Below are 15,521 nucleotides of genomic sequence, written 5' to 3'. Positions count from 1 at the left end.
GGTATTACGCGGCGGCGGCCAGACGTCCCGCGGCAAGGCCGGTTTCCAGATCGGCGATGATGTCGTCGATGTGCTCGAGGCCGACCGACAGCCGCACGTAGCCGTCCGACACGCCGGTGGCGAGTTGGTCCTCGACCGAGAGCTGCGAATGCGTGGTCGAGGCCGGATGGATCGCCAGACTGCGAGCATCGCCGATATTGGCGACGTGGTACAGCAGCTGCAGCGCGTCGATGAATTTGCGCCCGGCCTCCTTGCCGCCGGCGAGTTCAAAGCCGACCAGGCCGCCGAACTTGCCGTTGAGATATTTGTCGGCGCGCTCGCGGGCGACCCCGGTCAACTTGGAGGGATGGATCACCTTGGTGACCTCGGGGCGCTTCTCCAGGAAGTCGGCGACGGCTTGCGCGTTCTGCACGTGGCGCTCGATGCGCAAGGGCAGGGTTTCAAGGCCCTGAATGATCTGGAACGCGTTGAACGGCGACAGCGCCGAGCCGATGTCGCGCAACAGCGTGGTGCGGGCCTTGATGATGTAGGCGACCGGGCCGATCGGCTTGACCGCCTCGACCCAGACCGCGCCGTGATAGCTCGGATCGGGCGTATTCAGCGCCGGCTGGCGTTCCGGGAATTTCTCCCAGTCGAAATTGCCGCCGTCGACGATCAGGCCGCCGATCGAGGTGCCGTGGCCGCTGAGATATTTGGTGGCCGAATACACCACGACCGCCGCGCCATGATCGAACGGACGCACCAGCAACGGGGCGGCGGTGTTGTCGACGATCAGCGGAATGCCGAACTTGCGGCCGATCGCCGCGACTTCGGCGATCGGAAACACCGCCAGCTTCGGGTTCGGCAGGGTTTCGGCGTAGTAGGCGCGGGTGCGATCGTCGGTGGCGCGGGCGAAGGCTTCGGGATCCGCCGGGTCGACGAAGCGCACTTCGATGCCCTGGTCCTTCAGCGTGTTGGCGAACAGATTCCAGGTGCCGCCATAGAGGTCGGTGGAACTGACGACGTTGTCGCCGACCCGGGCAAGATTCTGCAGCGAGAACGCCGAAGCGGCTTGGCCCGACGACACCGCGAGCGCCGCGACGCCGCCTTCAAGCGCCGCCACGCGCTGCTCCAGCACGTCATTGGTCGGGTTGCCGATCCGCGTGTAGATGTTGCCGAGTTCCTTCAGCGCGAACAAGTTGGCGGCGTGCTCGGTGTTGTGGAACTGGTACGAGGTGGTCTGAAAGATCGGCACCGCGACTGAGCCGGTGGCCGGGTCGGCGCGCCAGCCGGCGTGAAGCGCGAGCGTATCGGGATGAAGCTTTCTGGTCATCGGAAAGGATCCTTCGACAATGAGGGTCGATGAGTGACGACGGCAGCGTTGCACATCAGCAAGGTGACGCTGGTTGCGTCCGCGGTGCGATGCACAGAGCCCTGAAGCCGCAATCACGCCTTTCGCCCGAACCGAAGTCAACCGGAGAGGGGAAATAAAAATCTCCTCCTGGCAGTGCATCAGCTCGCAGGCCCGGCGTTTCCTCGAAATGTACCCGGGAGACAGAATATTCTTCTATCCGGCGCAGGCCGCAGGTGGCCGCGGCGGTCCATCGCCGCGCCGTGCAACGTGCGCTGGCGGCCAAGAAAAAGGCCGCCATTGCTGGCGGCCAAGTCTAGGGAGGAAACGCCCAAGGAGGGCCTCAGCAGCGAAGGTCGCCGCCGCACGGTTGAGCAGCGACGCTCAAGCGTCCATGTTGTGCAGGTGCTGACGGTTGCGCAGCACGATCTGCCGGGCTCCGGAGAAGCCAAGCACGCCCTGGCTATGGAGTTGCGACAGCGCACGAGAAACGGTTTCGAGGGTGAGGCCGAGGTAGTCGCCGATGTCGCGGCGGCACATCGGCAGCGCCATCAGGCCAGCGACGGCGAGGCGGCGATCCATCTCGAGCAGGAAATTGGCGACGCGCTCCATCGCATTCTTGCGGCCGAGCAACAGCATGTGATCTTCGGCGTGGCGCAATTCGCCGGCGGTCATCGCCCACAGGCTGCGAGCGACATTGACGTCGGTGGCGGCTGCCTGTTCCAGGCTGCGGCGCTTCAACAGGCGGACCGTGGTGTCGACGATGGCTTCGGCGGTCAGCCGATGCACCGGCCCCGATTCAAGGCCGAACACGTCGCCCGGGAGATAGAAGGCGCCGATCTGGCGGCGACCATCGGACAGCAGCTTGTAGTTGCGAACGGCTCCAGATACCACTTGATAGACGTATTCGGAGGTTTCGTCCTCGCCGTAGATTTCCTCTTCCTTCCGGTAGGAAAATTCGGAGGCGACTAGACCGGCATGGCCGGTTACCGTCGAGAACTGGTCGCCCGAGGCGAAGGCCGTGTTGCCCGACTTGGCGTTGCCGTCCGAAGTTCTGACCGACTGGTTGAGCATTCGCCATCTCCTGTTCGGAAGTTGATGGAGGATTTCTAGCCAATCTGACCCAGATCAGAAATTTCGCTGCTTATCTTAAGGAGGTTCCCCTAAGTAGTTTACCGGAGGTCGCGACCGGAGCCGGCGTTCGGGGCCTGGCTTTCCTGCATGGCGCCGCGGATATGGTTCACCAGGCTTTCCTCGAGATGCGGCTTCAGCACCACGTGATAGACGCCGGAAGCGGCGGCCCGCGCCGAGATGCTCTCATCGGGATAGCCGGTGATCAGCACGATCGGGGCCTCGATGCGCCGGGCGCGCAGCTTCTTGGCCAGGTCGATGCCGTTCATGGTCGGCATTTTGTAGTCGATCACGATGCAATCGACCTTGTTTTCCGCCACCGCGTCCAGCAGTGCCGCGCCGTTGCGGAAGGTGCGGACCTCGAAGCCATCGGTCTCCAGCAAAAAGCGCAACGAGCCGAGCACGCCGAAATCGTCGTCCACCACATAAACAATCGTAGCCGCGCTCGCCATCACGAATGCCCGCGCAGCGTGAAGTGGGTTGAAAAGTACATCCTTTCAGATAGGACAGTTCTTCGCGGGCGAGCTTGATCTAACTCAATCCTTGAGGGCTCCACCGCGAATTGCCATGCGAACCAGTTCCGACAGGCTGCCGGCTTGCATTTTGGTCATGACGTTCGCCCGGTAAACCTCGATCGTGCGCGGGCTGATGTCGAATTCGCGAGCGATCACCTTGTTGGAGAGGCCGGCGACCAAGCCGTCCATCACCTGACGTTCCCGCGGCGACAACGTCTCGATCCGCGCCGCGATCTCGGGCGCGATGGCGTCGCTTCTGACGCCATCCTTCGGTTGCGTGAGCGCGGTTTCGATCATGCCGATCAACCGATCGTCCTCGAACGGTTTCTCGATGAAATCGATGGCGCCAAGCTTCATGGCCTCGACCGCCAGCGGAACGTCGCCGTGTCCGGTCATGATCACCACCGGCAGCGGGTTGCGGTTCGCCTTCAATCGCTTCAGCAGGTCCATGCCGTCGATGCCGGGCATTCGCACATCCGATACCACGCAGCCGAACTCCAGCGTTTCAACCACTTCCAGAAACGCCACTGCCGACTCGAACAGCACGACCTCAAAATCGACGGAACTGAGCAGGAATTCCAGCGAATCCCGCATCGCGGGATCGTCGTCGATCACGTACACGTTGCCCCTAGGTGGCATCGGCGAGATCCTCACTGGCTGCGGCGGGAAGCGTGAAACGGAAGGTGGCGCCGCCTGCGGAATTGGTCTCGGCCCACATCCGCCCGCCATGGGCCTCGATGATCGAACGGCTGATCGACAGTCCGACTCCCATTCCGGTTTCCTTGGTGGTGAAAAAGGTTTGGAACAGGTTGGACTTGACGTCGTCGTGAAATCCGCTGCCGGTATCCGAAACCGCGACTTCGATCATGTGATCGGCGACCCTGTTGTTTGCCACAACCAGCTCTCTCTTGTCAGAATGCGCCATAGCTTCCACGGCGTTGCGAAACAGGTTCACCAAGACTTGCTGGATCTGGACCCGGTCGACCAGCACCATGTCGCTTTGCCGATCAAGGTTGAAACGCAGCAACACCCCCTGTTCGCGGGCGCCGGTGAGGCCCAGCGCGCCGGCTTCTTCGATCAATTTGGCAAGGCTCTCCACGCGCTTTTCCGACTCCCCCCGCGACACGAAATCGCGCAGTCGGCGGATGATCTGGCCGGCACGGAGCGCCTGTTCGGCAGCGCGGTCCATGGCGGCTTCGATCTTCGGCCGATTGGGATCGTTACTACCGCTTAGCAGCCGGCGCGAGCCTTTCATGTAATTGCTGATCGCGGACAACGGCTGGTTGAGTTCATGGGCCAGGGCCGACGCCATTTCGCCCATGGCGCTCAACCGGGAGACGTGCACCAGTTCAGATTGCAGCTCATGGAGCCGGGCCTGGGTTTGCTGATATTCCGTGAGGTCGCGGATGAAGCCCGTGAAGTGAGGTTCGCCCCCGGAGCGCATCTCGCCGATCGTCAGATGGATCGGAAAGGTGGTGCCGTCGCGGCGCCTGCCGGTGACGATTCGGCCGATTCCGATGATGTGCCGTTCGCCGGAGGCGCGGTAACGGTCGAGATGGTTGTCGTGACGCGCCCGATCCGGCCCCGCCATCAGTTCGCTGACGTTGCGGCCGATCGCCTCGCCTTCCGAATAGCCGAACAGCCGCTCGGCCGCGCTGGAGAAGAAGCGCATGATGCCGTGACCGTCGATGACGATCATGGCGTCGGGCACGGTGTCGAGGATCGAGCGCAGCTGGCTCTGCTGGGTTCGCAGCGCCTCTTCGAGCTGCTTCTGGTCGTCGATGTCGAGGATGATGCCGCACAGATGGCGCGGCGTGCCGTCCTCAGCCTTCACCACGCCGCCCCGAGCCCGGACCCAATGGCAGGTTCCCGATCCCGGCCGTCGCTCGATCCGGTATTCGACGTCGAAATTGTCGCCGCTATCAACCGACTGTTTCAGCGCCAGTACGGTGCGGGCGCGATCCTCAGGCGTCAGCAAGGACAGGAAAATATCGTAGCTGATCGGCTTGTCGCCGGAGAATCCAAACAGGTCCCGGGCGGTCTTCGACCAGCTCAGTTGCCGGGTCGCCAGGTTGAGTTCCCACACCCCGATGCCGGATTCCTCAATGCCGAACTGCAGGCGTTCACTACGCGACCGTTCATCAAGGGAGGGTTGTTTTCTATCGGTCACGCTCCGCCTTCACCCGTTAATTATGTCGTTCATATCACAACGACATTCGGGTTCGCAACACAGTCGGAACGAGTCGCAATTCAAAGTCCGGCGATGGCGGGGACCGCCGCCATCACGACATCGGCGGTGGCCCCGGCGGGTTGGACGTCAGATCGCTTTCGACATCTGGTCGTCTTCCGGGGAGTTCAGGTAGAATCCGGACATCGTGTCGACCCAACACAGGTGATCGTGGACCTCCTTGACCCCGCAGACATTCTCGGCGGCCACGATCGCCGCCTTGCGGGAGCGTTCCTCGGTGATCACGCCGCTGAGATGGACCACACCGTCGCGGACGATGACGCTGAGCCCGAACGGCCGCCAATCATTGTGCTCGATCGCGGCGGTGACGCGGCCTCGGATCTTGTCGTCGGCCTCGCTCGGCGCAGGCACGTCGCGCGCCAAATTGGCCACCGCCTGCAGCAAGTTCTTGCGGGTGACGATTCCGACCATCCGGCCGTCCTGCATCACCGGCAAGCGTTTGACGTGGTGTTTCTCCATCGCCTTGACGATCTCGGCGACGGTGGCTTCGGCATTCACGGTGTGCGGATGCGTGGTCATGATCTCGCCGACCTTGCGGCCGTGCTCGTGAACGAAATCGGACGCCGATTGGCCGGGGCCGAGCAACAGCCGCAGCCAACGGCCGCGCTTGCGTTCGGTGCCGATTTCGGCGCGACGGATAAAATCGCCCTCCGAGATGATACCGATCAGTTCGCCGGCTGCGTTGACCACGGGCAGTCCGCTGACGTGCTGCGACAGCATGATGTTGGCGGCATCGACGATCGAAGCGTCAGGGCTCACGGTGACCACTTGCCGGGTCATAATCTGATGCGCACGCATGTTTGTCTCCCGAACTCGCCATTGGCGATCCTGCAAACCTATTCGCTACGATGGCGCCAGTGATTGATGCAGGTCAACCATTGGCTGTGCGGCGCGCATCCGTGCTAACCGGTTTTCGTCGCGCCCGGATGGCGGCTTGAGTCCTGAGCCAGAAACAGAACTAATGCGACATCAGCGCCGGAACGGTGAGCGACTTGAACATGCCGCGGGTCACGCCGCCCAGCACGAATTCGCGAATCCGCGAATGGCCGTAGCCGCCCATCACCAGCAGATCGGCGCTGGTGTCGGCCGCCAACGAGAGAATCGCACTGTGGATATTCGCCGGTTCGCAGGCGAATTTGTTGGCCGACGCCGCCAGATCGTGGCGGGCGAGGTGGGCCACCAACGCATCCGATGACAATTCCTCCGGCACGTCGTCGTCCTCGTTGATCGCCACGATCTCGATCTGCGCAGCCTTGTGGAGGAACGGCGTGGCGTCCCTGACGGCGCGGGCCGCCGGTCGGCTGCCGTCCCAGCAGATCAGGACCCGATCGAGCTTGAGCGGTCCGGTATGAATATAGGGCATCAGCAGCATCGGCTGACCCGAATTGAACAGTACCGCTTCGGGAAGGGCGTCGTGGTGGCTGGGCCGGGCGCGGTCCGCCTGGGCGACGATGCTCAGGTCGTAAAGTCGCGAAATCTCCGACAGCGTCTGATTGGCCAGCGCCGGGCTGTCGCACAGGGTCCGTCCGCCATGCAACAGGCCGGAGGATCGCACGGCGATCTCGAATTGGTCGAGTCTCTGCGCAGCCAGATCGAGATCGGTGTTGTACTGCGTCGCGTCGGCAAAATAGGCCGCGGAAGCGCCGACCACGATCGCCGGGTTGATCGGCTGATAGGCGCAGGCGATGCCGTCCAGATGCGCGTCGAACAGCTTGGCGACGGAAATGGCGCAGTCGATCAACGACTCGGCGGGGCGATCGACCGGAAGATGGACCAAAATATCGTTCAACATTGCGGCGGTCTTTCTTTGATACTGATCGGCGATTTTGGCATGGATTGACTATACCGGCGTCGCAGCGCGCCACTTTGATCTATCTCATCCCGTCGCCGATGATCCAAGCTTAGATGACTTGGTATCGCCGCGAGTTGAGATGGGAATGGGGCCCGGCAGGGGGAACCGATGACTTATGCGACCGTGATGGTGAGCTTGGCGCTTGACCGGCCCAACACGCGCCGGCTCGACGTCACTGTCAAGCTGGCCGACCAGTTCGATGCCGGCGTGATCGGGGTCGCGGCGTCGGATTTCAGCCCGCCGCTATACTACACGTCCGGCGAACAGGCACAAAAGCTGCTGGCGCAAGGCTCCGAAGTCATCACCAAGCGGACGGCAGAACTCGAGGCGGAATTCCGCGCCGCGATGCAGGGTCATGCGCGCCAGGTGCAATGGCGCTGTGCGGTGGAGATTCCGGCCAAATACATCGCCCTGCAGGCCCGCGCCGCCGATCTCGTGGTCACCGGCGCCATCGGCACGTTGACCGATCCGTTCGCGGTGGCCGATCCCGCGGATCTGGTGATGCAGGTCGGGCGGCCCTTGCTGGTGGTGCCGGAGACCACCGGGCCGATCAATCTGACCAGCATGCTGGTCGCGTGGAAAGATTGCCCGGAAGCCAGGCGGGCGGTCGTCGATGCGCTGCCGCTATTGCGCAAAGCCGGCAAAGTGAAGGTCGCCGAGATCGTCGAAGATGACGGCAACCATCAGGATGCGAAGGCCGGGGTCGCTGACGTCGTCGCCTGGTTGGGCCGGCATGGCGTCGCGGCCACCGGCTTTGTGCCGGAGGTCGGCGGCAATGTCGCGGTGCAACTCGAGCGAATTGCCACCGCCGTCGATGCCGGCGTGGTGGTCGCCGGCGCTTACGGACATTCGCGGTTTCGCGAATGGGTGTTGGGCGGCGTGACCCAGCATCTGGTCGCGCATCCGAGCCGCTGCGCTTTGCTGTCGCATTGATCGGATAGCCTGCGTTCAAGGAGATCGGCCGATGTCGCAGCCACAGGTCGCCGCAGCCCTCGCTCCCGACGTTCCGACCGAGGTCGCCATCAGCCCTGGCGAGGCAGAGGGGTCGGCGTCGGAACGCGCGGACCGGCTGTTTCATGCCGCGCTGGCGCGGCTCACCGGCGGCATCTCGCCGGCGGCCCTGAGGCTGGCCTATACCGATTGGCTGCTTCACCTGATGTCGGCCCCGGCCAGGCGGCTCGATATCGCGCAGGCCGCGATGCACGCCGCCGGGCAGTTCGCCGCGGCCGCGGCACGGCTTCCAGAGACGCCTTGGGCGAGCATCAAGCCACAGCCTGCCGATCGGCGCTTCGCGGGACCGGGCTGGGAACTGGCGCCGTTCAATCTGATGGCGCAGGGCTTCCTGTTGGCCCAGCAATGCTGGCAGACCGCGACCACCGGCGTGCGCGGCGTGTCGCATCAGAACGAGGCAATCGTTGCGTTCTCGATGCGGCAACTGCTCGACACTTTCGCTCCGTCGAATTTCGCCGTCAGCAATCCCGAGGTGATCCAAAAGGCGATCGCGACGGGCTGCAGCAATTTCGCGGCCGGGCTGCAGAATTGGTGGAGCGACCTGCAAGCGCTGCAATCCGGCAAGCCGGTCGCCGATCATCGCTTCACGGTCGGCAAGGACGTCGCGGTGACGCCGGGCAAGGTGGTCTACCGCAACGACCTGATCGAACTGCTGCAATACGCGCCGTCGACGCCCCAGGTGCATCCCGAGCCGATCCTGATCGTGCCGGCCTGGATCATGAAATACTACATTCTCGATCTGTCGCCGAGAAACTCGCTGGTCAAATTCCTGGTCGACCGCGGCTTCACCGTGTTCATGATTTCGTGGCGCAATCCCGAGGCCCGCGACCGCGACATCAGCTTCGATGATTACCGAAAGCTCGGCGTCGACGCAGCGGTTGTGGAGATCACCCGGCTGGTGCCGGACGCGGGGATCCATGCGGTGGGTTATTGCCTCGGCGGCACGTTGCTGGCGATCGCCGCGGCGGCGATGGCGCGCGACGGCGTCAGCCGATTGACGTCGATCACCTTGCTGGCGGCGCAAACCGATTTCACCGAAGCCGGCGAGCTCACGCTGTTCATCAACGAAAGCCAGGTGGCGTTTCTCGAGGACATGATGTGGGACCGCGGCGTGCTCGACACCACGCAGATGGCGGGCGCGTTCCAGATCCTGCGCTCCAACGATCTGATCTGGTCGCGGCTCGTCCACGACTACCTGATCGGCGAGCGCGCCCCGCCGAGCGATCTGATGGCGTGGAACGCCGATGCGACGCGACTGCCATACCGAATGCACTCGGAATATCTGCGCAAACTGTTTCTCAACAATGATCTCGCCGGCGGACGTTATGCGGTCGACGGCCGGCCGGTGTCGCTCTCCGACATTCACACGCCGATGTTCGTGGTCGGCACGTTGCGCGATCACGTCGCCCCGTGGAAATCGACCCACAAGATCCATTTTCTCGCCGACGCCGAAATCACTTATCTGCTGACCAGCGGCGGCCACAATGTCGGCATCGTCGCGCCCCCCGGCGATTCCGGCCGGTCCTACCAAGTGCTGACCAAGGCCGCCGACGCCCCGTATATCGGGCCCGACGACTGGCTCAAAGTCGCGCCGCATGTCGAAGGGTCTTGGTGGAACGAGTTTGCGCGATGGCTTGCCGCGCGCTCCGGCGAGATGGTCGATCCGCCGGCGATCGGAGGACGCGGCGCGGACAACATGGCGTTGGCCGATGCGCCTGGCAGCTACGTGATGCAGCCGTGACGCGCTGCGTTATGCCCCGGCGCCGCGGGGTATTGCGCGAGGAGTGGTGAGCGCCTCGGTTGCCCGCAGCAGCGTCTGGTCGGGTGTGCCCGCGGCATCGACGATCGTCCAATCGATGACACCGGCGTCGTAGGCCTGCTGCGCTTTGGCGATCTCGGCCGTTGCATCGGAGGCGTCGCCGATCCTGCTGCTGACTCGCGCGATTCTGGTCGCCAAGTCAGCGACCAGAAACAAGCCATCGAACGGAACCTGGGCCCGCTCGGCAACCTCACTGATCGCGCGACGCTCGTCCTCACGTGCGAAGACCGCATCGACCATCGCCGAGTGTCCCTGGGCGAGGATTCTTGCCGCGCGTTGGCAGAGCGTCCGATAAACCTCAGCGGTCACTTGCGGCCGATAGGCCTCGGCCGGCAATCGATCGGTGTCCTTGACGTTGAACTGCTGCTTGCGCGTCACGTCGGAGCGCAGCACGATCGCGCCCGGCAGCGGCGCGATGGTGCTCGCCAGACTGCGCGCCAGCACCGATTTGCCGGTCCCCGACAATCCGCCGATCGCGATCAAGCGCGGCTGCGGCGGCGCGATCAGCCGGCAGGCCAGCGTGAAATAGCTCTCGGCGGTGCGTCGGATCTCGGCCAGATGCGCGGCGTCCTGTGCGGGCCGCGACAGCATCACATTGGCGCGGATCGCCGCGCGCATCGACATCAGCAAGGGAAGCGCCGACAGCGCGTCGAGATGCTGGTCGGAGGTGATGGCGAGGTAACGGTTGAGAACAACGCTGGCGGCCGCTGCGCGGTCGTAGTGGATGAAATCCATCACCACGAAGGCGAGATCGTACAGCACATCGGTCGACGCGATCGAGGGATCGAATTCGATGGCGTCGAACAGCACCGGCTTGCCGTCGATCACCACGATGTTCGCCAGGTGCAGGTCGCCGTGGCAGCGTCGCACGTACCCCTGCTCGCCGCGTCGATCGAGCAGCGGTTGCAGCCGCGCAAAGCCGGCGCGGCTGGCGGCATCCAGCGCCGCGATCGCCGCTCCGTCGAAGCCGCCGGCGCGGAACGCTTTGGTGTTACCGGCAACGATCCGCAAGATAGAATCGATCCAAGGACCGCGTGCGACGATCGGCGCCGCCGCGTGCGAGGCTGCGATGACCTCGGCGATGTCGAGCAGCAGCGCGGTTTCCGGCGGCGCGGCTTCGGCCAGAAGATCGACGGTTTGCCGCTCGTCGAACCGCGTCATATCGATCGCCCATTCGACCACCCGGCCGTCTCCGGCGATCTCGAACCGGCCGTCGGCCCGCTGCGTGATCGGAACGACGCCGCGATAGATCTGCGGCGCGAACAGCCGATTGATGCTCACTTCCTGGTCACAAGCGGCTTTGCGCTTGTCCAGCGTGGAATAGTCCAGATAGGGAAACCGCACCGCGCGCTTGATCTTCAGCGCGCGGTCACCCGCCAGAAACACCGCTGCGCCATGCGTGGTGACGACATGCACCGGTCGATCGCCATGGTTCGCCGAATTCGCCAAGAAGGCGAAGACTTTCTGTTGCAGATCGTCGGGTGCGCAGGAAAAAGGCATGGACCGGTACATTTACGGGCAGTGTAAAGCGAACTTCACATCGGGGACAACTGCCGCAACCTCCGTAGATCACCATAGGAACGGTTACTATAACGCAATCCGCGCGGTAGTTTGACTTTGATCAATTCAAATCCGCAAAGCTGCGGTTAGTGGACATTGACAGCGCGCCGCGACAAACGTGGAGCGCTTGATTCTCCTGCTCCACGTGACTGGGGAGAATCCGAGGCCGCATAGATCGATTGGATAGGACTTGTACCGATTTCTTGAAGCAAATGTTGCCGGCTATATGACGCGCGCGGTGAAAGCGGTGCGGCGCGATATGACCATGCGTGAATTGCAGGACCTGTTCAAACGCGACGACTACAACGCCTATCCGGTCGAAGAGGACGGCGAGGTCATTGGGCTCGTGACCAAGTACGACTTTCTGAAGTGTTTCGCGTTCGCACCCATTCACATGGTGCCGCATTATGACGAATTGATGAATCGGACCGTCGGCGACGTGATGACGCCGGATTTCATCTATGTGCATCCGGAGATCAAGTTGACGCGGGTGCTGCAGTTGATGATCGACCATCAGACCCGAAGTATCCCGGTGGTGGACAACGACCGCAAGCTGATGGGCATCATCTCGCGCGAAGACATCATGCACGCGCTGTCGGACTGCACGCGGCACTGACGCCGACATTGCTCGCCGCCTAGGCCTTCGCCCCCGAAATTCACGCCGCGCTGCGCCGATACGCCGCGCTGGCTCGATTTCTGTCCGGCAAGGCTCGACTCCGCGCGCGCGGGATGTTGGTATATCGACCGCAAGCAGGGGTGCGAGGCACCGCGCTTGTTGTGTGCCTGCAGTCGGTGCCGAGGTCAGATGTCGAACTATCGGTTGAGCAGCCTGCTGTCGCCGCGCTCGGTGGCGCTGGTTGGAGCCAGCCCGCGGCCGAATTCGCTCGGACGCGCGATCCTGAACAATATTCGGGCAGCCCAGTTCCAAGGTCCGCTCGGCGTGGTCAATCCGCGCTATCAGGACATCGGCGGGACGCCGACGATGCGAAGCCTCGCCGAACTGTCGTTCGTTCCCGATCTTGTCGTCGTCACCGCGCCGGCGCGAACCGTGCCGGCGATCGTCGCCGAGGCGGGACGGCTAGGTGCTGCCGGCGCCGTCATCATCAGCTCCGGGCTCGGCCGCGGTAAGGGTTCATTCGGCGATGCTGCCGAGCGCGCCGCGCGCGCCCATGGCATCCGTCTGATCGGCCCGAACTGCCTCGGCGTGATGCTGCCCGGCGTTCATCTCAACGCCAGTTTCGCCGCGCACATGCCCAACGCCGGGCATTTGGCGCTGATTTCGCAGTCCGGCGCGATCGCCGCCGGCATGGTGGATTGGGCCGCGGAGAAATCGATCGGTTTTTCCGGCATCGTGTCGATCGGCGATCAGCTCGACGTCGACATCGCCGACCTGCTCGATCATTTCGCGCTCGACGTCCAGACCCGGGCGATCCTGCTTTACATCGAGGCGGTCAAGGACGCCCGCAAGTTCATGTCCGCGGCCCGCGCCGCGGCGCGGATCAAGCCCGTGGTGGTGGTGAAATCCGGACGCATGGCGCAGGGCGCCAAGGCGGCCGCGACCCATACCGGCGCCTTGGCGGGGGCCGACGCGGTCTATGACGCCGCGTTTCATCGCGCCGGCATGCTGCGGGTGTTCGATCTGCGCGAATTGTTCGACTGCGCCGAGACGCTTGGCCGGATCGCCGCGCCGCGCGGCAAGCGGCTCGCTATCGTCACCAATGGCGGCGGCATCGGCGTGCTGGCGGTCGATCGGCTGGTCGAACTCGGCGGTATTTCCGCCGCGCTGTCGCCCGCGACAAAGAAAAAACTCGACGCCGCCCTTCCGGACACCTGGTCGGGATCGAGCCCGGTCGACCTCGTCGGCGACGCCGACGCCGCACGCTACGAGGTGGCCTTGCAGGCACTGCTCGCCGATGCCGAGAACGATGCAATCCTGGTGATGAACGTGCAGACCTCGATCACCGGCACCGGAGATATCTCCACCACCGTCGCGCGGATCGTCAGCGAGCATCGTGCCGCGCATGCCCCGCCCAAACCGGTGTTGGCGGTCTGGGTCGGGGCCGAGGACGGTGTCACGCGGATGTTCGACGCCGCCGGGATTCCGAACTATCCGACGGAAGACGACGCCGTCCGCGGCTTCATGCATCTGGTGCAGCATCGCGAGGCGGTCGCCGCACTCTCAGAAGTGCCGCCGAGCCTGCCGAAGGATTTTGCGCCCGACGTGGCAGCCGCGCGAAGCATCGTCGAAGCGGCCGTCGACGACGGCCGGATCTGGCTCGATCCGGTCGAGGTCAAGGCGCTATTCGACGCCTACCGGATACCAACGGTACCGGTGCTTGCCGCGGCGGACGCCGAGCAGGCCGCGCGCCAGGCTTCGACGTTGTTGGCGGAGGGCATGACGGTCGTCGTCAAGATCTTGTCGCGCGACATCACCCACAAATCCGACGTCGGCGGCGTGGCGCTCAATCTCACCTCCGCCGAAGCGGTTCGCGCTGCCACCGCGGATATTCTGCAGCGCGCGCGGCTGATGCGGCCCAAGGCCAAGCTCGCGGGCGTCATCGTGCAGCCGATGATGGTCAGGCCGAAGGCGCGGGAGCTCATTCTCGGCATCGCCAACGATCCGACCTTCGGACCGGTGATCGTGTTCGGCCATGGCGGCGTCGGCGTCGAGGTGATCGACGATAAGGCGTTGTCGTTGCCGCCGCTCGACCTCAAGCTGGCGCACGATCTGATCGGCCGCACCCGCATCGCACGGCTGCTGCGCAGCTACCGCGACGTCGCGGCGGCCAAGACCGACGAAATCGCGCTGACGCTGGTCAAGCTGTCGCAGATGGCTGCGGATTTGCCGCAGATCCGCGAGTTGGACATCAATCCATTGCTGGCCGACGAGCACGGCGTAGTGGCGCTCGATGCCCGTGTGGCGATCGGTCCCGAGTTCAGGCAATTCGCAGGTCCCGGCAACGCGCATTTTGCGGTCCGGCCCTATCCCACGCAGTGGCAGCGCCATCTGCTGGTCAAGGATGGCTGGCGGGTCTATGCGCGGCCGATCCGACCCGACGATGAATCCGCACTGCAGGGCTTCTTGAAAAAGATCAGCCCACAGGATTTGCGGCTGCGGTTCTTTGCCGCGATGAAAGAGTTCAGCCATCCTTTCATCGCCCGGCTGACGCAGCTCGACTACGCCCGCGCCATGGCGCTCGTCGCCATCGACGAGGCGAGCGAGGAACTGATCGGAGTGGTCCGGCTGCATTCCGATTCGGTCTACGAGAACGGCGAATTCGCGATTCTGCTGCGCTCCGATCTCAAGGGCAAAGGGCTCGGCTGGGCGTTGATGCAATTGATCATCGACTACGCCCACGCTGAGGGGCTCAAACAAGTCTCCGGCAAGGTGCTGCGCGAAAACGCCGTGATGTTGACGATGTGTCGCGCGCTCGGCTTCGAGGTCCACACGGATCCCGACGACAGTGACTTGTGCGACGTCAAGCTGCCGCTGAAGAAACCATGAGCGCCGTTTTTCTGCCTACAGATGCGCGACCGAAACCACGCGGAAGGTGTGCATCTTGCCGCTGTCGTTGATCGAGACGTATTCGTCCTGCACGAAACACTCGTCCTGGAAGTGGTAGCCGGTTTCGTCGGGACGGGGGTCGCCGGTGATGTCGTATTGAAACGCCCACGATCCGCCCGGGCGATGAATCAGATGGCCGCGCCGGTCGTCTTCGTCGGGGCGGAAGCGGGCCACCCGGCAGGCGTCGCGATGCTTCTTCCATTGCTCCGGATCGATCCGGCCGTTGTCATCGAGCGGCGCGATCACAATATAGGCGATGCCGGCTTCACCTTCCGGATGGCCGGGCTCGCGCGCCAACTCCAGCCTGATTTGACGGAAACTCGAGGGCAGCGAGGAATTCAGAATAGCCGTGGGCGGGGCCTTGGTCATGTCAGAGTCCAATCTTCCATTCCGTCTCGTCCCTGTCCGGCGAAACGACCGGGTTCGCATTCGGCTGCGATTCAACGTAAGCTTATGAGAAGCCGGCACCGCGCTGATTGATTTGCATCAA

Annotated in this window: 13 protein-coding genes; 4 read left to right on the top strand and 9 right to left on the bottom strand. The window is 63.7% G+C overall.

Translation table 11 applies throughout. From position 1 onward, the window contains the following. Positions 1-4: 4 nt before the first annotated feature. From RPC_RS20275 to RPC_RS20245, 7 genes are all read right to left on the bottom strand, one after another. Positions 5-1,312 (bottom strand): O-acetylhomoserine aminocarboxypropyltransferase/cysteine synthase family protein, encoded by a 1,308-nt coding sequence (locus RPC_RS20275; RefSeq protein ID WP_011474463.1) that lies wholly within the window; start codon positions 1,310-1,312, stop codon positions 5-7. Positions 1,313-1,714: 402 nt separating this feature from the next. Then, positions 1,715-2,404 (bottom strand): helix-turn-helix domain-containing protein, encoded by a 690-nt coding sequence (locus tag RPC_RS20270; protein WP_011474462.1) that lies wholly within the window; start codon positions 2,402-2,404, stop codon positions 1,715-1,717. A 98-nt stretch (positions 2,405-2,502) separates the two neighbouring features. Then, positions 2,503-2,913 (bottom strand): response regulator transcription factor, encoded by a 411-nt coding sequence (locus RPC_RS20265; protein ID WP_011474461.1) that lies wholly within the window; start codon positions 2,911-2,913, stop codon positions 2,503-2,505. A gap of 84 nt (positions 2,914-2,997) precedes the next feature. Continuing rightward, on the bottom strand, positions 2,998-3,615 hold the full coding sequence (fixJ, locus tag RPC_RS20260; RefSeq protein ID WP_011474460.1) for a response regulator FixJ: 618 nt from the start codon (positions 3,613-3,615) through the stop codon (positions 2,998-3,000). After that, positions 3,605-5,146 (bottom strand): sensor protein FixL, encoded by a 1,542-nt coding sequence (fixL, locus tag RPC_RS20255; protein WP_011474459.1) that lies wholly within the window; start codon positions 5,144-5,146, stop codon positions 3,605-3,607. The genes fixJ and fixL overlap by 11 nt, the downstream gene beginning before the upstream one ends. Before the next feature lie 147 nt (positions 5,147-5,293). Continuing rightward, complete coding sequence (locus RPC_RS20250) at positions 5,294-6,022, bottom strand: CBS domain-containing protein (protein WP_011474458.1); 729 nt, start codon at positions 6,020-6,022, stop codon at positions 5,294-5,296. A 160-nt stretch (positions 6,023-6,182) separates the two neighbouring features. Continuing rightward, positions 6,183-7,016, bottom strand: coding sequence for a universal stress protein (locus tag RPC_RS20245; RefSeq protein ID WP_011474457.1), 834 nt, complete (start codon positions 7,014-7,016; stop codon positions 6,183-6,185). 168 nt (positions 7,017-7,184) lie between these two features. Between RPC_RS20245 and RPC_RS20240 the strand changes: the two genes are divergently transcribed. Together RPC_RS20240 and RPC_RS20235 are read left to right on the top strand one after the other, a co-directional pair. After that, positions 7,185-8,009 carry a universal stress protein gene (locus tag RPC_RS20240; protein ID WP_011474456.1) on the top strand — a complete coding sequence of 275 codons (825 nt, stop codon included), beginning with the start codon at positions 7,185-7,187 and terminating at the stop codon, positions 8,007-8,009. A gap of 31 nt (positions 8,010-8,040) precedes the next feature. Then, positions 8,041-9,828 (top strand): PHA/PHB synthase family protein, encoded by a 1,788-nt coding sequence (locus tag RPC_RS20235; protein WP_011474455.1) that lies wholly within the window; start codon positions 8,041-8,043, stop codon positions 9,826-9,828. Between the two features lie 9 nt (positions 9,829-9,837). Here the strand turns inward: RPC_RS20235 and RPC_RS20230 are convergent, their stop codons facing one another. Then, the gene (locus tag RPC_RS20230; protein WP_157043261.1) at positions 9,838-11,406 is read right to left on the bottom strand and encodes an AAA family ATPase; all 1,569 of its coding nucleotides are present in this window, start codon (positions 11,404-11,406) and stop codon (positions 9,838-9,840) included. 250 nt (positions 11,407-11,656) lie between these two features. On the opposite strand from RPC_RS20230, the gene RPC_RS20225 reads away from it, so the two are divergent. Further along, on the top strand, positions 11,657-12,082 hold the full coding sequence (locus RPC_RS20225; RefSeq protein ID WP_011474453.1) for a CBS domain-containing protein: 426 nt from the start codon (positions 11,657-11,659) through the stop codon (positions 12,080-12,082). A 189-nt stretch (positions 12,083-12,271) separates the two neighbouring features. Then, the gene (locus RPC_RS20220; RefSeq protein WP_011474452.1) at positions 12,272-14,971 is read left to right on the top strand and encodes a bifunctional acetate--CoA ligase family protein/GNAT family N-acetyltransferase; all 2,700 of its coding nucleotides are present in this window, start codon (positions 12,272-12,274) and stop codon (positions 14,969-14,971) included. Positions 14,972-14,986: 15 nt separating this feature from the next. Here the strand turns inward: RPC_RS20220 and RPC_RS20215 are convergent, their stop codons facing one another. Next, complete coding sequence (locus RPC_RS20215; RefSeq protein ID WP_041802137.1) at positions 14,987-15,400, bottom strand: hypothetical protein; 414 nt, start codon at positions 15,398-15,400, stop codon at positions 14,987-14,989. Between the last annotated feature and the right edge of the window lie 121 nt (positions 15,401-15,521).

Source organism: Rhodopseudomonas palustris BisB18, from assembly GCF_000013745.1.
In the GTDB taxonomy this organism is placed as follows: Bacteria; Pseudomonadota; Alphaproteobacteria; order Rhizobiales; family Xanthobacteraceae; genus Rhodopseudomonas_A; species Rhodopseudomonas_A palustris_F.
This window is presented reverse-complemented; position numbering and strand designations above follow the sequence as displayed.